The sequence below is a fragment of the Streptomyces sp. SID11385 genome (genome assembly GCF_010548245.1).
Taxonomy (GTDB): Bacteria; Actinomycetota; Actinomycetes; order Streptomycetales; family Streptomycetaceae; genus Streptomyces.
In genome coordinates, this window is the sequence record NZ_JAAGLR010000147.1 from 1 (window position 1) to 17,935 (window position 17,935).

Sequence of the window (17,935 nt, forward strand, 5' to 3'; positions counted from 1 at the left end):
ACCGGCGCCGGGCCCCGCGCGGCCCCCCGCCGGGCGCGGCGACCTCCCGCGCGGCCGGGCACCGGAGCCCGCCATCGTCGACCGGGCCGGCTGGGGTGCCGACGAGAAGCTGCGCGAACCCGAATTCGGCTACACGGGAGCGGTGCGGGCCGCATTCATCCACCACAGCGCCAGCGGCAACGACTACACGTGCGCGGAGGCACCCTCCGTCATTCGCGGTATTTACCGCTATCACGTCGAGAGCAATGGGTGGCGCGACATCGGCTACAACTTCCTCGTCGACAAATGCGGCACCGTCTACGAGGGCCGCGCCGGAGGCGTCGCCAAACCCGTCATGGGCGCCCATACCCTCGGTTTCAACACCGACAGCACCGGTATCGCGCTCCTCGGCACGTACACCGACACCGAGCCCTCCGCCGCCGCGCTCGACGGCCTCGCCAAGCTCACGGCCTGGAAACTCGGCCTGAACAACATGGACCCGGAGGGGAAGGTCACGCTCGTCTCGGACGGCGGCAACCTGTACGAGAAGGGGACGAAAGTCAGCCTCAACGTCATTTCCGGGCACCGCGACGGATTTGCCACGGAATGCCCGGGGAAGCTGCTCTACGAGAAACTCGGCACCCTTCGCAGCAAAGCGGCGGCGCTCCAGGGCAGGTGACCCCGCCCCCGTCACCGGGACCCTCCCGCCCGGGGAGGGTTCCGGCTTCCCCGTAAAGATCCTCATCTGCATAAACTGTCCGGCCGAAAGACATTCGGCCCGGCCCCAGCAGGAAGCAGAGAAGTCAGAGTGACTCCAGCACCGGAAGCGATCCTCCTGGTGGGCGGCAAGGGCACGAGGCTGCGCCCCCTCACGGTCAACACCCCCAAGCCGATGGTCCCGGCGGCGGGCGTGCCCTTCCTCGCGCACCAGCTGGCCCGGGCCCGGGCGGCCGGTGTGGAGCACATCGTGCTCGCGACCTCGTACCTCGCTGAGGTCTTCGAGCCGTACTTCGGCGACGGCTCCGCGCTCGGCCTGCGCATCGACTACGTCACCGAACGCGAGCCGCTCGGCACCGGTGGCGCGATCCGCAACGTCGCGTCCCACCTGGAGTCGGGGCCCGACGACCCCGTCCTCATCTTCAACGGCGACATCCTCACCGGGCTCGACATCGGCGCCCTCGTCGCCACCCACGTCAGCACCGGGGCGGACGTCTCGCTCCACCTCAGCCGCGTCGACGACCCGCGCGCCTTCGGCCTCGTCCCGACCGACGCCTCCGGCCGCGTCCTCGCCTTCCTGGAGAAGCCGCAGACGCCCGAGGAGATCGTCACCGACCAGATCAACGCGGGCGCCTACGTCTTCCGCCGCCGCGTCATCGACTCCATCCCCACCGGGCGCCCCGTCTCCGTCGAGCGCGAGACCTTCCCCGGGCTCCTCGAATCCGGCGCCCACCTCCAGGGCATGGTCGACTCCACGTACTGGCTCGACCTCGGCACCCCGCAGGCCTTCGTCCGGGGCTCCGCCGACCTCGTCCTCGGCCACGCCCCCTCCCCGGCCGTCCCGGGCCGCTGCGGCGAACACCTCGTCCTCCCCACGGCCGAGGTCGCCGAGGACGCCAAGCTCACCGGCGGCACGGTGGTCGGCGAGGGCGCGGTGATCGGCGAGGGCGCGCGCATCGACGGCTCGACGATCCTCGACGGCGCGGTGATCGCGGCGGGCACGGTGGTGACGGACTCGCTCGTCGGGGTCTCGGCGAAGGTCGGCGCGCGGACCGTCCTGCACGGGGCGGTCATCGGCGACGGGGCGGTGATCGGCGCGGACAACGAGCTGCGGGGCGGGGTCCGGGTGTGGTGCGGGGCCGTCCTGCCGGACGGGGCGGTGCGGTTCTCCTCGGACCAGTAGCGGGGGGCGGAACGGTCACCGAAATCAGCCCCTCCGGCGTTTGAGGAGCGGGGGTCCGGGGGCGGAGCCCCCGGACCCCGGTAGCCTCGACGCGTGGCCGGCCGTTTTCCCCTCCGTATCCCCGCACCCTCCGGTGCGCCCCGGCCCCACGCTCCACGAAGCCGCGAGTGGACCCCCGAAGGCCCCCTCCACCTCGCCCAGGTCCTCGGCTGTCTGCGGCGCGGCCCCGGCGACCCCGCCTTCCGTACGGACGCGAGCGGCGCGATCTGGCGCGTGAGCCGTACCCCCGAGGGCCCCGCCACCCTCCGCGTCACCGCCCTCGGCGGCACCGTGCGGGGGGACGCCTGGGGGCCCGGCGCCGACTGGTTCCTCGACCGGCTGCCCGTACTGCTCGGCGATGAGGACAGGCCGGGCGGGTTCGTCCCCCGGCACCGGCTCGTGGCCGAGGGGCACCGGCGCGCGCCGGGGCTGCGGCTCGCGCGGACCGGGCTCGTCCTCGAATCGCTCATCCCCTCCGTGCTGGAGCAGAAGGTCACGGCGGACGAGGCGTACCGGGCCTGGCGCCGCCTCCTCACCCGCTTCGGCGAGCCCGCGCCGGGGCCCGCGCCCGAGGGCATGGCCGTCCCGCTCGCCGCGCGCGACTGGGCACTCGTCCCCTCCTGGGAGTGGCACCGCGCGGGCGTCGACAACAAGCGGGCCTCCACGATCCTGCGCGCGGTGCGGGTCGCCGCGCGCATGGAGGAAGCGGCCGGGATGACGCCCGCCGAGGCCCGTACCCGCCTGGAGAAGATCCCCGGCATCGGCCCCTGGACCTCCGCCGAGGTCGTCCAGCGCACGCACGGCGCGCCCGACGAGGTGACGACGGGCGACCTCCACCTGCCGCGCATCATCGGCTGGTCCCTCGCGGGCGAGCGGGACGCCGACGACGCCCGCATGCTCGAACTGCTCGCCCCCTACGGGGGCCACCGCCACCGCGCCGTCCGCTACCTCCTCACGGTCGGCTCGGTCCCGCCGCGCCGCGCCCCGAAGATGCGGAGGACCGACATCGCGCGCTGGTAGCCGGCACGGCGTCAGCGGACGGTCAGGAAGTCCTCCGGGTCCCGCCCCGCCCGCGGCGCCGGCACCTCCCGCGGATGCCCGATCGCCACCGCCCCCATCGGGTCCCACTCCTCGGGCAGCTTCAGCACCTCGCGCACCACGTCCCGGCAGAACATCGTGGACGACACCCACGCCGAGCCGAGCCGTTCCCCCGCGAGCGCGACGAGGAAGTTCTGCACCCCCGCGCCCGCCGCCACGACGAACATCTCCCGCTCCGCCGCGTCGCGCCGCGCGTCCCCGTAGGGGTGCGCGCCCTCCGTGACGAGACAGGGGACCGCGAGGTACGGGGCCCGGCGCAGGACGTCGCCGCGCCGCACCCGCTTCGCGATCGACTCCTCGCTCTTGCCGTCGCGCCGCAGGTCGGCGATCCACGCGTCCCGCATCGCGTCGAGCAGCGCGGTGCGCGCGGACTCCGACTCCAGGAGGACGAAGCGCCACGGCGTCGTGTGGTGCGGCGCGGGCGCGGTGACGGCGGCGGCCACGGCGCGGCGTACGGAGCCGGGGTCGACGGGCTCGTCGGTGAAGGCCCGTACGGTGCGGCGCTGGGCGACCGCCTCGCGTACCGCCTCCGAGGTGCCGAGCCGGAACATGTCATCGCGCGCGGCGCGGACCAGCGCCCGCGCGCCCTCGCCGCCCCGGCCGTCCTCGCCGTCCTCGCCGTCGTCGGTCACGAGGTGCGCGAGGCCGCTCACGACCGCGACCGGGTAGCCGGCCGCCTTGCCCTTGACGAGGTCGCCCGCCGCCGCGATCTCGTCGGCGAGCGCGACGACGGTCGCGCTGAGCGGGTTGCCGTGCGCGTCGGTGCCGCCGCGCAGGTCGTCGAGGACCCGTACGCCCGCGGCGCCGATCGCGACGTCGGTGAGCCCGGCGCGCCACGGCCGCCCGAAGGTGTCCGTGACGAGGACCCCGACCCGCACCCCGAGCGCCGCCCGCAGTCCTTCGCGGATGCGCGCGGCGGAGGCGTCGGGGTCCTCCGGGAGGAGGAGCACGGTCCCCGGCGCGGTGTTCGAGGCGTCGACCCCGGCGGCGGCCATGACGAGGCCCTGCCGGTTCTCGACGATGCGCAGCGGCCCGCGCCGGGCCACGAGCCGTACGGTCTCCGCGTCGATGGCCTCCTCGCGCGAGTCGGCGGCCATGATCCGCCCCTCCGCCTTCGAGACGATCTTCGAGGTGACGACGACGAGGTCGCCGTCCGCGAGGGCGGGCCCGGCGGCGGCGATCAGCGCGGCGAGGTCGTCGCCGGGCGCGACCTCGGGGAGGCCGGGGACGGCCCGTACGGAGAAGGCCGGGGGCGTCGGCTCGCTCACGCCCGTACCTCCTCGGCGAGTTCGAGTGCCGCGCGGGCCATGCGCGCGCTCGCGTCCAGGTCCGTCATGAGCAGCGGCACGGCGCGGCAGCGGATGCCCTCCGCCTCGACGCGCGCGACCGCCGCCTCGTCCACGGTGTCCACGAGCCAGCCGTCGAGCAGCCCCGCGCCGTAGTGCTCGGCGACGGCGGCGGCGTTCGACTCGACGCCCACGGCCGCGAGGACCTTGTCGGCCATGCCGCGCACGGGCGCGTCCCCGATGATCGGCGAAAGCCCGACGACGGGCACGCCCGCCTCGGCGATCGCCTCCCTGATGCCGGGCACGGCGAGGATCGTGCCGATCGAGACGACCGGGTTGGACGGCGGGAACAGGACGACGTCGGCGCCCGCGATCGCCTCCAGGACGCCCGGCGCGGGCTTCGCCTGCTCGGCCCCTACGGGTACGACGGCGAGCGCGGGCACCGAGGCCCGCAGCCGGACCCAGTACTCCTGGAAGTGGACGGCCTTGCGCTCCCCGTCCGTCTCGACGGCGACGTGCGTCTCGACGCGGTCGTCCGACATGGGCAGGAGCCGCACGCCGGGCTGCCAGCGCTCGCACAGCGCCTCGGTGACGGCGCTGAGCGGGTACCCGGCCGCGAGCATCTGCGTGCGCACGATGTGCGTCGCGAAGTCCCGGTCCCCGAGCCCGAACCACTCGGGCCCGACGCCGTACGCGGCCAGTTCCTCCTTCACCCGGAAGGATTCCTCGCTGCGCCCCCAGCCCTGCTCCTCGTTGATGCCGCCGCCGAGCGTGTACATCACGGTGTCGAGGTCCGGGCACACCTTCAGCCCGAACAAGTGGATGTCGTCCCCGGTGTTGCCGATGACGGTGATGTCCGTGCCCTCGGGTACGGCCTGCTGAAGGCCCCGCAGGAATCGGGCGCCGCCGATGCCGCCGGCCAGAACCACAATGCGCATGGGGACAGTCTCTCGCAGGCGGGGCGCCGGGGGATTCGGGGGGCGGGGCGCTCGGCCCTCCGCCCCGCGCGCCCCGCACCCGCTTGGTCTCAGGCGCGCGCCGCCGCGCAGCGGGCCGCGCGCCGGCCCTCGTCCCGCGTGTGCATCGGCATCTCGGTGAGGCCGGGGTGGTAGACGTGCAGGCTCACGGCGGGTTCGAGCGCGTCGTTGACGACCTCGTGCACGTACCCGGGCGCGAAGACGCGCTGCGCCCCGGGCGCGAGGCGGCGTTCCGCGCGCGGCGTGCGCTCCGTCAACTCCCCTTCGAGGACGGTCAGTACGCCGCTGGACGGGCCGTGGTCGTGGAGCCCGCTGCCCTGACCGGGCAGCCAGGACAGGAGCCACACCTCGTAGCCGGGCCCGGTGCGCAGGCGGTGGTACCAGCGGGCCGTGGCGTCGAAGCGGACGAGGGGGCGCCACTCGGCGTGCGCGGCGGCGAGGGTGCGCGCGAGCCCGGCGAACTCGGCGACGGTGGCCGGGTGGGGGCGCGGGGCCTGGAGCAGGTGCGGGACCTCCAGGAGGTCGCCGGCGATCTGGAGGTCGCTGTCGTCGTTCATGGGAGGGGTGTTCCTCGGGGGTACGGGCCGGTGCGGCTCGAACGGGGCCGTGCCGCGCGGGTCCGGGGCTCCGGGGGCGGGGTGGGTCCGGAGGCGGGGCACGGCGGGGCACGGCGGAGGCGGTGGAGCGAGGGGAGGGGAGCCCGACTGCTTGTGGCGGGGCTCGGGCGGCCCGCGACGCGGCTCAGGCGTGGGACGCGGAACGGGGGTGCGGCACGGCCCGGGGCGCGCGCGACGCGAGGCGCGGTACGGGCAGGGGGCTCAGGCCGTACAGCCGGCGGTACACAGCACGCCGGGCGCCGTACGCGGACACGCGCACGCGGATGCGCTGCGGGAGCGGATCATCCGGGCGGAGGCGTAAGACGCGAGCATGCCCACAAGGCAAGCGGTTCACACCTGAGATGTCAACCGAGCCCGGGGGTCCGCCCGGTGATTCACCTCATCGGGTTGACCCGAGTGCTGAAAGGTTTGTGCACCTCGTTCACGGGACACATGGGGCAGCAGTCCCTCCGCGAGGTGCCGTTGCCCGCTCGTGACCTCTCTGTGATCAGGCTCGCAGTTCGGGCCCTCCGCGGAACGGGCGCGGATGCGGTGACGTCTTCTCAGTTGTCGGCGGCCGTCGCGGTGTCCGTGCGGAAGGCGTGCAGAGAGTGTGGCGGGGTTTAGGCCGATTTGAACACTTTCCGCACCCCCTTGGTTCCGCAGAGTGAATAAGGGGCCCAATAGCAGATCCCGGCTTGACTGCCTCGGATCAGCACACTTGTAATTTCACTCGTGTCGTTTGGTCGCCATCGGTAACGGCGGCATCACGGGGATGTAAAGACAGACGAGGGGCGCAGATGACCGAGCTGTTTCAGGAACTGCTGGTCGGCGACGCGTTGGACGCCGAGGAGGAATTGGGCTGGCAGGAGCGCGCGCTGTGCGCCCAGACCGATCCCGAATCCTTTTTCCCCGAGAAGGGCGGCTCCACGCGAGAGGCGAAGAAGGTCTGCCTCGCCTGCGAGGTTCGTTCCGAGTGCCTGGAGTACGCCCTCGCCAATGACGAGCGCTTCGGGATCTGGGGCGGGCTGTCGGAGCGGGAGCGGCGCCGGCTGAAGAAGGCCGCGGTCTGACCGGACCGCATGGTGGTCCCCCGGGGCCACGATTGCGAACGCACGGGCTCGCGCGAGCGGGCCCGTTCCGCATGTCCGGGCCACGTCGGGCCGCTCCGGGCCACGTCGGGACGCTCCGTGCCGCTCGGACTCACCCGTGTCGCTCCGGCCCATCCGTGCCGCTCGGGACCCCTCCGGGCCGGGGGGCGAGGCCGGAGGCGTGTCAGGCCGTGGTGTCCAGCAGGGCCTGGAGGGCCTGCCGGAAGGCGGCCGAGTCGAGGTCCTGGCCGATGGCCAGGCGCTGCGAATACCCCGTGAGCAGCGCGAGGAGCGCGCCGGCCGTGCCGGAGGCGGGTGGCGAGTCGGGCAGGCCGCGCTCGACGCGGTCCTGGCGGATCAGCCCGGCGACCTTCTCCTGGTCCGCGGTCAGGCGCGCCCTGATCCTGGTGGCGAGTTCGGGGGAGACGGCCGCCTCGGCCCAGACCTGCGCCATCAGCCGGGCGTGGTCGCCGTGGCGGGCGCGGACCCGGTGGAGCAGGTCGGCCGCGTCCCGGATGCCGGCGAGGTCGATGAGCCGGTCCACGGCGTCCTCGCAGACGGCCGCCACCAGGTCGTTCTTGCTGGGGAAGTAGCTGTAGACCGCTCCCGTGGACAGGCCGCTGGCGGCGACGATCTCGCTGGTGGAGGTCTGGGCGAAGCCCTTCTCCGCGAACACCTCGCGGGCGGCGGCCAGGATGTGCCGGCGCCGGGCGTCGCGGTGTTCCTGGGTGACCTTGGGCATAAAAAAGAACGACCTCTCGTTTTCTTATAGGGTGGCACACGTCCCGCCGGCCGCCGGAAGGCGGTGCCGTTCGATGAAGGAGCCGCGTCCCATGACAACCCCCACCATGACATCCCCCTCCGGAGCCTCCGGCGAGTTCGCCGGTGTCCGCGTCCTGGTCACCGGCGGTACGAAGGGCATCGGCGCGGCCGTCGCGGCCCGGTTCGCCGGGGCCGGGGCCGATGTCGTCGTCGCGGCCCGCACGCCGGTCGACGAGCTGCCGGCCGGCAGGTTCGTCGCCGCCGACGTCGCCACCGCCGAAGGGGCCGCGGCCCTCGCCGCGGAGGCCACCCGGCTGCTCGGGGGCGTCGACGTGCTGGTCAACAACGCCGGCAGTCAGACGTACCTCCCCGGCGGAGCGCTCGACGCGGCCGACGACGACTGGTACCGCGACCTCGACACCAACCTGATGTCCGCGGTCCGCCTGGACCGGGCCCTGCTGCCGGGGATGATCGCGCGCGACCGGGGAGTCATCATCCACGTCACCTCGGGCCAGGCGCGCCTGCCCGGCCCCGCCTCGCTCCCGTACGCGGCGGCGAAGGCCGCGACGACCGTCTACAGCAAGGGCCTGGCCAACGAGGTCGGCAAGCACGGGATCAGGGTGAACACCGTCGTCCCCGGCCTCATCGAGACCCCGGCCGTCACCCGGCGCCTGGACCGGATCACCGCCGACAGCGGCCTCGACGCCGCAACGGCCCGCCGGCAGTTGATCGACCGGGTCGGCATCCCGCTCTGCCGCCCCGGCCTGCCCGCCGACGTCGCCGAACTCGTCGCCTTCCTCGCCTCCGACCGCGCGGCGTTCCTCACCGGCGGCCAGTACGTCGCCGACGGGGGCAGCATCCCCACGGTCTAGCCGTCGCCCTCTGGCGGGGCCGCCCGGACCACCCCGTTCACCCCACGAGGATTCGCCCCGACACCGCCGCACATGGGTCGATATGACGAACGGTTCGTCGTACCCCACCTGTGGACAGGCGGCCGAGGCGCCACCCCCGTAACGGCTAGTGTGGGGCCCCGTCCGAGACACCCCCACTTCCCCACGGAGTGGCGAGGGGTCCACCGCAGTCCACCGAACCGGGGCCCGTACCTCGATGTCCGTGCACAATCACCCGGCAGACTTCGCCGCCCACCCCGGCTACGGGGACAGCACCGCAGCGCCCGCGCGCTGGGCGGCGGTCGATCCGAGCCGTCCACCCGAGTTCCCGCGCCACGTCGTCACCGCGGTGCTCGTCGCCCACGACGGCGCCCGCTGGCTGCCCGAGGCCCTCGCCGGGCTCGCGGCCCAGGAGCGCCCCGTGCAGAACGCGGTCGCCGCCGACACCGGCAGCGCCGACGACTCCGCGCGCCTGCTCGGCGAGACGCTCGGCGACCCCTGCGTGCTCCACCTCGCCCGCCGCTCCGGCTTCGGCGCGGCCGTCGACGAGGCGGCCCGCGTGGCCGCCCCGCTCGGCCCCGAGGAGCTGCCCTACCTCAAGCGCCCCAGCGGCTGGGACCCCGTCAGCCGCACGTGGCGCGACGAGACCTACGACCTGCCCGAGCTGCCCCACGGCGAGCCCGTGCAGTGGCTGTGGCTCCTGCACGACGACTGCGCCCCCACGCCCACCGCGCTCGCCGAACTCCTGCGCGCGGTCGAGAACGAGGCGGAGCTGGGCAATGACGTCGCGATCGTCGGGCCCAAGCTGCGCGGCTGGTACGACCGCCGCCAGCTCCTGGAGGTCGGCGTCTCGATCGCGCCCAGCGGCCGCCGCTGGACCGGCATCGACCGCCGCGAGCAGGACCAGGGCCAGCACGACTCGGTCCGCCCCGTCCTCTCCGTCTCCACCGCCGGGATGCTCATCCGCCGCGACGTGTACGAGGAGCTGGGCGGCCTCGACCGCGGCCTGCCCCTCATGCGCGACGACGTCGACCTGTGCTGGCGCGCCAACGCCGCCGGGCACCGCGTCCTGGTCGCCCCCGGCGCCGTCGTCCGGCACGCCGAGGCCGCCTCGCGCGAGCGCCGTACCGTCGACTGCGTCGGCCGCACAGCGAGCAGCCCGCACCGCGTCGACAAGGCGGGCGCGGTCCGTACCCTCCTCGTCAACACGCGTACCGCCGCGCTGCCCTGGACCGCCTTCCGCATCCTCCTCGGCACCGTCCTGCGCACCCTCGCCTACCTCGTCGGCAAGACGCCGGGCCAGGCCGTCGACGAGATCACGGGGCTCCTCTCCGTCCTGCTGCGCCCGGGCCGGCTCCTCAAGGCCCGCCGCGCGCGCGGCCACTCCGCCGTCGAACCCGCCGAACTGCGCCCGCTCTTCCCGCCACCCGGCGCGACCCTGCGCCTGACCGTCGAGCAGATCGCGGGCTCCCTCGCCGGGCGCACCGCCCAGGAGGAGAGCAGCGGCGGCCGGCACGGCGTCGTCGAATCCGGCCCCGGCGGGGACGACGCGGACTACATGGAGGTCGAGCAGTTCGCCCGGATCAAGCGGCTGAGCCGCAAACCGGGCCCCGTGCTCTTCGCCGTCCTCCTCCTCTTCTCGCTCATCGCCTGCCGCAACCTGCTCGGCACGGGCTCGCTCATGGGCGGCGCGCTGCTGCCCGCACCCGCCCGCGCGGGCGAGCTGTGGTCCTCCTACATCGACGCCTGGCACGCGATCGGCACGGGCTCGACCGAGGCCGCGCCGCCCTACCTCGCGCTCGTCGCGAGCCTCGCGACGCTCTTCCTCGGCTCCACCTCGGCCGCGATGACCGTGCTCCTCGTGTGCTCCGTGCCGCTCGCGGGCGTCACCGCGTACTTCGCGACCCGGCCGCTCGTCGAGTCGCGCCTGCTGCGCGCGTGGGCCGCGATCGCGTACGCCTTCCTGCCCGCCGCGACCGGGGCGCTCGCCGACGGCCGCATCGGCACGGCGCTGCTCGCCGTGCTCCTGCCGCTCATGGCCCGCGCCGCGCTCTCCGCGAGCGGCTTCCTCGGCCGCCGCGGTACGTGGCGGGCCGCCTGGGTGCTCGCGCTGCTCCTCACGCTCACCATGGCGTTCACACCCGTCGTGTGGCTCTTCGCGCTCGTCCTCGGCGCCCTCGTGCTCGCCGTGCGGCGCAGCGAACTGCCCGCCTACGGGCCCCGGCTCCTCGCCGTGCTCCTCACGCCGCTGCTGCTCCTCGCGCCCTGGTCGTTCACGCTCTTCTCGGACGGACTGCTCGGCGAGGCCGGGCTCGACGACCGCGCGGGCAGCGCGAGCGCGACCGACCTGCTCGGCATGAGCCCGGGCGGCCCCGGCACGATGACCGGGCTGCTGCTCATCGGCATCGTCCTCGCCGCGCTCGGCGCCCTCCTGCGGGCCGAGCGCCGCACCGCCGTGCTCACCGCCTGGAGCGTCGCCCTCGTCGGCTTCGCCCTCGCCGTGCTCACCAACCGCGACGGCTGGGCGGGCCCGGCGACCCTCGTGCAGGGCGCGGGGCTGCTCGGCGCGGCACTCATCGGCGCGCAGGGCGCCCGCTTCCGCGTCGCCGAGCAGAGCTTCGGCTGGCGCCAGCCGCTCGCGGCGCTCGTCGGCATCGCCGCCGCGCTCGGCCCGCTCGTCGCCGCGCTCGGCTGGATGGCCGCCGGTGCCGACGGCCCCCTGGAGCGCCGCTCGCCGACCCAGGTGCCCGCCTTCGTCGCCGCCGACAGCGGCACCCAGGACCGTGCCCGCACCCTCGTCCTCGACGGCGACAACGCCTCCGAGGTCCGCTACTTCCTCATCCGCGGCGCGGGCAACCACCTCGGCGACGCCGAGCAGTTCGCCGCCGCGGGCCCCAACGCCCGGCTCGGCGAGACCGTGGGCCGCCTCGTCGCGGGCTCGGGCGCCGACCAGGCCGGACAGCTCGGCTCGTACGCGATCCGCTACATCCTGCTCCGCGAGGGCCACTCGTCGGGCGAGATGGGCCGCGTGCTCGACGCGACGCCGGGGCTCATGCGCGTCAGCAGGCAGGACGGGCTCGCGCTGTGGCGCGTGGACCGTGAGGTCGCGCGCGTCACGCTCACCGACAAGCAGCACCCGCCGCAGCCCGTCGCCGCCGGACCCGTCGACGTCCACACCCGCGTCCCCGCCGGGGCGGAGGGCCGCGTCCTGCGGCTCGCCGACAGCGCCGATCCCGGATGGACCGCGAGCCTGGACGGCAAGCCGCTCAGCCGCACGACGGTCGACGGCTGGGCGCAGGGCTTCACGCTCCCCGCGAGCGGCGGCCACCTCGACGTCACGTACGACCAGCCCTTCACCCGCACCCTGTGGGTCGGCGCGCAGGCCCTCCTCGGCCTCGTCCTCGTCGTCCTCGCCCTCCCGGGCCGCCGCCGCGACGTCGACGACGACCTGCCGGAGGAGGAGCCGGCGGTTCCCGCGCAGGCCGTCGACGGCGAGGGCCGCCGCGCCCGCCGCCTGCGCGCGGCGGCCGAGGCGGAGGGCCAGGAGGAACGGGGCGCCGAGGCCCCCGGCCCCGAGGCCGTCCCCGCCTACGCGGCCGCGGCCGAGTACGACCCGTACGGGTACGGCTCGGGCGGCGGATACGACACCTACGCGGCCGGGACCGGCTACGAGAACGCCACCACGCCCCCGTACGACCCCACCGGCCCCGACACCGGCCGGATCCCGCCGTACGAGGAGGCGGGCGGCCCGGACACGGGGCAGATCCCGCCCTACGATCCCCACGGCCCCGACACCGGCCAGATCCCGCCGTACGACGCGGGCGGCCCCGACACCGGGCAGATCTCGCCGTACGACCCCAACGGTCCGGACACCGGCCAGTTGCCGCCCTACCAGGACCAGGGCTACGGCTACCCGCCCGCGCCGGACGGGGACGGCTACGGGCAGGACGGCGGCTACGACGGCCCGTACCCGCCGCAAGCCGCCTACCAGCAACAGCCCTACGAGGACGAGAACGGCCCCTACGGTCAGCAGCGGGGCCGTGACGGGCGCGAGCACGGGAGCGACCAGTGAACCGCAGCACGATGACCCTGCTCGGCGCGGTCGCCGCGCTCGCCGTCCTCACCGGGGTCGCCACCGCGACCGCCCCGGACACCGGTACCGCGGAGCGCCCCGCGCCGGCCGCCGCGCAGCCCGTCCAGCGCTCCAGCCTGCTGTGCCCCGCGCCGGGCGACTCCGCGCTCGCCGAGACGACGTACACCTCGTTCTCGCCGACGACGAGCGGCACGAGCGGCAGCGGCGAGGCCGTGCTGCGGCCCTCGCCCACCGAGGTGCGCGACGGGAAGAACGCGGAGCAGGCGCCGAAGGCCGGCAAGCCGCTGCTCACGGCCAAGAAGCAGGGCACGCCCGTGAGCGAGGAGCCCGACTCCTCGAAGACGCCCTCGCTCGTCGGCGAGGCGAGCGGCCCGCTCGCCCCGGGGTGGACCGTGCAGCAGACGACCCTCGTCGACGCGGGCGCCGACCGCGCCCTGCGCGGGATCTCCTGCGGCGCGCCCGACACGGACTTCTGGCTGCCGGGCGTGAGCACGGCGAAGGACCACTCCGACTACGTGCACCTGACCAACCCCGACGACACCGCCGCCGTCGTGGACATCGCGCTCTACGGGCCGAAGGGCGAGCTGAAGTCCGATGTCGGCGAGGGCATCCAGATCCCGCCGCTCTCCACCGTGCCCGTGCTGCTCTCCACGCTCAGCGGCTCGCCCGAGAGCGACCTCACCGCGCACGTCACCGCGACCACGGGACGGATCTTCGCCGCCACCGACGCGAGCACGCAGGGCGCGGGCGGCGACTGGCTCGTCCCCGCGGCGGACCCGTCCGCGCGGCTCGTGCTCCCCGGCATCCCCGGCGACGCCACGAAGATCCGCCTCGTCGCCTTCGCCCCCGGCGCGGACGACGCGGACCTGAAGGTGCAGTTCGCGCAGAAGGGCAGCACGATCGTCCCGGCCGGGCACGAGAGCCTGCTCGTCAAGTCCGGGATGACCGCATCGCTCGACCTCGACGGCATCACGCACGGCGAACCGGGCAGCCTCGTGCTGAGCCCCGAGGACCCCAAGTCGGCGACCCCGGTCGTCGCCGCGCTCGACGTCACGCGCGGCAAGGGCGCCGACCAGGAGACGGCGTTCATCCCCGCGACCTCCCCGGTCGGCGAACGCGCCTCGGTCACCGGCAACAGCGGCAAGAGCGTGCGCCTGACCCTGGCGGCACCCGACACGGCGGCGAAGGTCGAGGTCACGACCTCGGCGGGCACGAAGGGCGGCAGCCCGGCCACGAAGACGTACAGCGTCCCCAAGGGCACCTCGCAGGCGCTCGACATCGCGCCGGGCAAGGGCACGAAGGGCGAGTGGTCCCTGACGCTCGTCCCGCTGAAGGGCAGCGGCCCCGTCCACGCCAGCCGCCAGCTGAGCGCCACGTCCGACTCGGGCGCGTCCCTCTTCACCATCCAGCCCCTGGAGGACGACAAGGGAATGGTGCGGGTGCCGAGAACGGTGGAGGACCTGCGGGTGACGGAGGACTGAGGACTTCCGGGGGGAAGAGGGGGAGTGCGGGGCGGCCCGCACCCGGGCCCCTCACTCCTCCCCGTACCTCGGGTCCACCGATTCCGGGGTGAGGCCGAGAAGCTCGGCGACCTGCTCGACCACGACCTCGTGGACGAGCAGGGCCCGCTCCTCGCGGCCCTTGCTGCGGATCTCGACCGGGCGGCGGTAGACGACGACGACCGGGGGGCGGCCGTCCTTCGCGCCCACCGCCGTGCCGAGCGGGACGGGCTCGTCCTGCCAGGCGTCGGGCGCGGTGCCGCCGCCGGGGACGTCCAGGACCATGAAATCGACGTCGGCGAGCTGGGGCCAGCGCCGTTCGAGCCGGTCCACCGAGTCCTGCACGAGGTCGGCGAAGCTCTCCGCCCTGCTCACCGAGATCGGCACCTGCGGCGGTGCGACGGGACCGCGCATCCCCCGCCCGTGGCGATCACGGCGGCGCGGGCCCCGAGAGGGCGACGAGGGCGGGAAAGAGCTGTCCATCACCTGAGAAGGGTAGTCCCCGGGGCCCAGGGAGGGGATGCGGCGGCACGCTCCGTGCGGGGTCGGTGACGGGCCGGGATGCGTATACGGAGCGGGCCGGGCGGGTGCGCGGTGCGGACCGGGCGGGCGGGCCGGACTGGTGCGGCGGCCGGGACGGGACGCGTGCGTGGGGCGGATCGGGGCGGGTGGCGGTGCCGTACGGGGGCCGTCGCCCGTCCCGACACATGCGGGACACGTATGCGACGGGCGTATTCGGCGGTGGTTTCCGGACACCCCGATGACAGGTTTTCAGACGCCGACCCCCCGCCGGCACCCCGGACCGCCCCGCCGCCCCCGCTCCCCGCGCTGTCCGGCCCGTACCGACTTCGGCGGACATACGACGACCGGTCTGCCCCCGAGCGGTGCCAAACGCGTACGAGCGGGGGCCTGAAGGGGGTTTCCGTCCGTCTGCCCGGCTTGGGCCGGGACAGCGGTTTCCGGCCACGACACGGCGTGCACCGGCTGAGGGGCGTCGTCGCGGCCCGTTCAAGAGTGCGGTACCGTCCAGGATCGTGAGCCCTGTACGTCGTTGTTCTCGCACCGCGTGCGGCAGCCCTGCCGTCGCCACGCTGACGTACGTCTACGCCGACTCGACGGCCGTCCTCGGGCCCCTCGCCACCTACGCCGAACCGCACTGCTACGACCTGTGCGCCGAGCACTCGGAGCGGCTGACCGCGCCGCGCGGCTGGGAGGTCGTCCGCCTCGCCGACGCCTCCGCGCCCCCGCGCCCCTCCGGCGACGACCTCGAAGCGCTCGCCAACGCGGTCCGTGAGGCCGCCCGCCCCCAGGACCGTCCCGCCGCACGCGAGGCGCCCCGCGCGGCGGACCCCATGGAGGTCGCCCGCAGGGGCCACCTCCGCATCCTCCGCTCCCCGGAGAACTGACCCCCGGGCCCACGCCCGAGCGCCCCCCGCCGAACGGGCCCCGCCGGAAAGGGCGTTGTCCCGTACGCACCTCACCCTGTCGGGTGATGCCCCGTGAGCGGCGTCACCGCCGACGAGACCCGTGCCGGGCGCCGAAGGGCGCGGCGGGCCGGGGAGGCGATGGCTGTGGCCGTGGAGCCGGGGCCTGGCCGGGTAGGTTGTGGTCCGTACCGGAGCGACCGCGTACCTGCCCGGGGGACCGGCGGACGGTGGACGCGGGGTCAGCAATCGGGAGCCAGGCAATCGGGAGGCAGGCTGTGGCCGATCTGTCGCAGATCGTGAAGGCGTACGACATTCGCGGGACCGTCCCCGAGCAGTGGGACGAACACCTCGCCGAGCTGTTCGGCGCCGCCTTCGCCGAGGTGACGGGCGCCGAGGCGATCGTCGTCGGGCACGACATGCGGGCCTCGTCGCCGGGGCTCGCCGCCGCCTTCGGCGCGGGCGCGCGGGGGCGCGGCACCTCCGTCACCGCGATCGGGCTCTGCTCGACCGACCAGCTCTACTACGCCTCGGGCGCCCTCCACCTGCCCGGCGCGATGTTCACCGCCTCGCACAACCCGGCCCGGTACAACGGCATCAAGCTGTGCCGCGCGGGCGCGGCCCCGGTCGGGCAGGACACCGGGCTCGCCGACATCCGCGCGCTCGCCGAGAGCTGGATCGAGGAGGGCGCCCCGGTCCCCGTGGCCCGTACCGGCACCCTCTCCACGCGCGACACGCTCGGCGACTACGCGCGCCACCTGCGCACCCTCGTCGACCTCGCCGGCATCCGCCCGCTCAAGGTCGTCGTGGACGCGGGCAACGGCATGGGCGGCCACACCGTGCCCACCGTCCTCGCGGGCCTGCCGCTCGACCTCGTGCCGATGTACTTCGAGCTGGACGGCACCTTCCCGAACCACGAGGCCAACCCGCTCGACCCGGCGAACCTCGTGGACCTCCAGGACCGGGTCCGGGCCGAGCACGCCGACCTCGGGCTCGCCTTCGACGGCGACGCCGACCGCTGCTTCGTCGTGGACGAGTGCGGCGAACCGGTCCCGCCCTCCGCGATCACCGCGCTCGTCGCGGCCCGCGAACTCGCGCGCAACGGCGGCGAGGGCACCGTCATCCACAACCTGATCACCTCCTGGTCAGTCCCCGAGGTCGTCCGCGAGCACGGCGGCACCCCGGTGCGCACGCGCGTCGGGCACTCCTTCATCAAGGCCGAGATGGCGCGCAGCGGCGCGATCTTCGGCGGCGAGCACTCGGCGCACTACTACTTCCGCGACTTCTGGAACGCCGACACCGGGATGCTCGCCGCGCTCCACGTCCTCGCCGCGCTCGGCGAGCAGCCGGGACCGCTCTCGGGGCTCGTCGCGCAGTACGACAGGTACGTGGGCTCGGGCGAGGTCAACTCGACGGTGAGCGACCAGGCCGCGGCGACCGACCGCGTCCGCCTCGCCTTCGCCTCCCCCGACGTCACGATCGACACCCTCGACGGCCTCACCGTCACCGCCGCCGACTGGTGGTTCAACCTCCGCCCCTCCAACACGGAGCCTCTGCTGCGGCTCAACGTGGAGGCACGGGACGCGGGAACGATGACGAAGGTGCGCGACGAGGTGCTGGGGCTCGTACGGGTGCCGTGACGGGCGGCGGGCCGGGACGGGCGGCGGGCTAGGCTGGGCCCCCGTACCGGCCACCACCCGCGAAAGGACCCCGCATGCCCCTCGAATCCGGCCTCCTGGAGATCCTCGCCTGCCCCGCCTGCCACTCCCCGCTGGAGGAGCGCACGACGGAGGACGCCGAGGAACTCGTCTGCACCGGCACCGACTGCGGCCTGATCTACCCGGTCCGCGACAGCATCCCCGTCCTCCTCGTGGACGAGGCCCGCAAGCCGGAGTGACCGGACCGATTCGGCCGGGGTCTCCACACCGTTCGAGCCCGTCTGGGGGCACCTCCCGGCCGAAGGCTGGGGGAGTTCGAGGACCGGGGTCCGGGGCGGAGCCCCGGGAAACGTCCGCCCCGGTGAGGGCCGGCCGCACGGCCCCGGCCCACCCGCCCCCGCCGCCGCCCCGCCAGGGAGACGCCATGCTCGACGACCTGCTCCTCGACGACCCCACCGCCCTCGCGGAAGCGGACCCGTACGGCCTGCTGCCCGCCGCCGCCTCGGCCGGGGCCCTGGTCCGCACCGCCCAGCGGCTCGCCGCCGAGGCCGGGCTCACCTCGCTCAAGCCCGAGGGCCGGCCCCGTTCGATCCTGCTCGCGACCTCGGGCCCGGCCGCCGAGACCGCCGCCGACGTGACGAGC

Annotated in this window: 15 protein-coding genes and 1 pseudogene; 11 read left to right on the forward strand and 5 right to left on the reverse strand. The window is 74.8% G+C overall.

The window, feature by feature from the left end:
• From G3I42_RS04710 to G3I42_RS04720, 3 genes are all read left to right on the forward strand, one after another.
• Positions 1 to 658, forward strand: a 658-nt coding sequence (locus tag G3I42_RS04710) for a peptidoglycan recognition protein (RefSeq protein ID WP_164282634.1), incomplete at its 5' end; no start/stop codon positions are given.
• A gap of 129 nt (positions 659 to 787) precedes the next feature.
• On the forward strand, positions 788 to 1,879 hold the full coding sequence (locus G3I42_RS04715; RefSeq protein ID WP_164282636.1) for an NDP-sugar synthase: 1,092 nt from the start codon (positions 788 to 790) through the stop codon (positions 1,877 to 1,879).
• A 93-nt stretch (positions 1,880 to 1,972) separates the two neighbouring features.
• The gene (locus tag G3I42_RS04720; protein ID WP_164282638.1) at positions 1,973 to 2,938 is read left to right on the forward strand and encodes a DNA-3-methyladenine glycosylase 2 family protein; all 966 of its coding nucleotides are present in this window, start codon (positions 1,973 to 1,975) and stop codon (positions 2,936 to 2,938) included.
• Between the two features lie 11 nt (positions 2,939 to 2,949).
• Here the strand turns inward: G3I42_RS04720 and G3I42_RS04725 are convergent, their stop codons facing one another.
• The 3 genes from G3I42_RS04725 to G3I42_RS04735 all read right to left on the reverse strand — a co-directional run bounded on the left by G3I42_RS04725 (position 2,950) and on the right by G3I42_RS04735 (position 5,836).
• A complete protein-coding gene (locus tag G3I42_RS04725; RefSeq protein WP_164282639.1) occupies positions 2,950 to 4,284 on the reverse strand; it encodes a coenzyme F420-0:L-glutamate ligase in 1,335 nt (444 codons plus the stop codon).
• Positions 4,281 to 5,240: a 2-phospho-L-lactate transferase gene (gene cofD / locus G3I42_RS04730; RefSeq protein ID WP_164282641.1), complete on the reverse strand. Its 960-nt coding sequence runs from the start codon at positions 5,238 to 5,240 to the stop codon at positions 4,281 to 4,283. The genes G3I42_RS04725 and cofD overlap by 4 nt, the downstream gene beginning before the upstream one ends.
• Positions 5,241 to 5,329: 89 nt before the next feature.
• Positions 5,330 to 5,836 (reverse strand): cysteine dioxygenase family protein, encoded by a 507-nt coding sequence (locus tag G3I42_RS04735; protein ID WP_164282643.1) that lies wholly within the window; start codon positions 5,834 to 5,836, stop codon positions 5,330 to 5,332.
• A gap of 839 nt (positions 5,837 to 6,675) precedes the next feature.
• Here G3I42_RS04735 and G3I42_RS04740 point away from each other — a divergent pair.
• A complete protein-coding gene (locus G3I42_RS04740; protein ID WP_007822987.1) occupies positions 6,676 to 6,948 on the forward strand; it encodes a WhiB family transcriptional regulator in 273 nt (90 codons plus the stop codon).
• Between the two features lie 202 nt (positions 6,949 to 7,150).
• On the opposite strand, the gene G3I42_RS04745 is transcribed toward G3I42_RS04740, so the two are convergent.
• Positions 7,151 to 7,708: a TetR/AcrR family transcriptional regulator gene (locus G3I42_RS04745; protein WP_164282645.1), complete on the reverse strand. Its 558-nt coding sequence runs from the start codon at positions 7,706 to 7,708 to the stop codon at positions 7,151 to 7,153.
• Positions 7,709 to 7,799: 91 nt separating this feature from the next.
• Here G3I42_RS04745 and G3I42_RS04750 point away from each other — a divergent pair, with 91 nt between their 5' ends.
• The 3 genes from G3I42_RS04750 (at position 7,800) to G3I42_RS04760 (ending at position 14,192) form a co-directional block, all read left to right on the forward strand.
• The gene (locus G3I42_RS04750) at positions 7,800 to 8,600 is read left to right on the forward strand and encodes an oxidoreductase (protein ID WP_164282647.1); all 801 of its coding nucleotides are present in this window, start codon (positions 7,800 to 7,802) and stop codon (positions 8,598 to 8,600) included.
• Between the two features lie 235 nt (positions 8,601 to 8,835).
• Entirely contained in the window at positions 8,836 to 12,690 is a 3,855-nt protein-coding gene (locus G3I42_RS04755; RefSeq protein WP_164282649.1) for a glycosyltransferase family 2 protein, read from the forward strand.
• A complete protein-coding gene (locus tag G3I42_RS04760) occupies positions 12,687 to 14,192 on the forward strand; it encodes a DUF5719 family protein (RefSeq protein WP_164282651.1) in 1,506 nt (501 codons plus the stop codon). The genes G3I42_RS04755 and G3I42_RS04760 overlap by 4 nt, the downstream gene beginning before the upstream one ends.
• Positions 14,193 to 14,243: 51 nt before the next feature.
• On the opposite strand, the gene G3I42_RS04765 is transcribed toward G3I42_RS04760, so the two are convergent.
• The gene (locus tag G3I42_RS04765; RefSeq protein WP_164282653.1) at positions 14,244 to 14,624 is read right to left on the reverse strand and encodes a metallopeptidase family protein; all 381 of its coding nucleotides are present in this window, start codon (positions 14,622 to 14,624) and stop codon (positions 14,244 to 14,246) included.
• Positions 14,625 to 15,244: 620 nt separating this feature from the next.
• Here G3I42_RS04765 and G3I42_RS04770 point away from each other — a divergent pair.
• The 4 genes and pseudogenes from G3I42_RS04770 to G3I42_RS04785 form a co-directional block, all read left to right on the forward strand.
• Positions 15,245 to 15,616: a DUF3499 domain-containing protein gene (locus G3I42_RS04770; RefSeq protein ID WP_164282655.1), complete on the forward strand. Its 372-nt coding sequence runs from the start codon at positions 15,245 to 15,247 to the stop codon at positions 15,614 to 15,616.
• A gap of 296 nt (positions 15,617 to 15,912) precedes the next feature.
• Positions 15,913 to 17,274 carry a phosphomannomutase/phosphoglucomutase gene (locus tag G3I42_RS04775; protein WP_164282657.1) on the forward strand — a complete coding sequence of 454 codons (1,362 nt, stop codon included), beginning with the start codon at positions 15,913 to 15,915 and terminating at the stop codon, positions 17,272 to 17,274.
• A 74-nt stretch (positions 17,275 to 17,348) separates the two neighbouring features.
• Positions 17,349 to 17,531: a Trm112 family protein gene (locus G3I42_RS04780; protein WP_164282659.1), complete on the forward strand. Its 183-nt coding sequence runs from the start codon at positions 17,349 to 17,351 to the stop codon at positions 17,529 to 17,531.
• A gap of 185 nt (positions 17,532 to 17,716) precedes the next feature.
• A pseudogene (locus tag G3I42_RS04785) lies at positions 17,717 to 17,935 on the forward strand (mannose-6-phosphate isomerase); the annotation flags it as partial.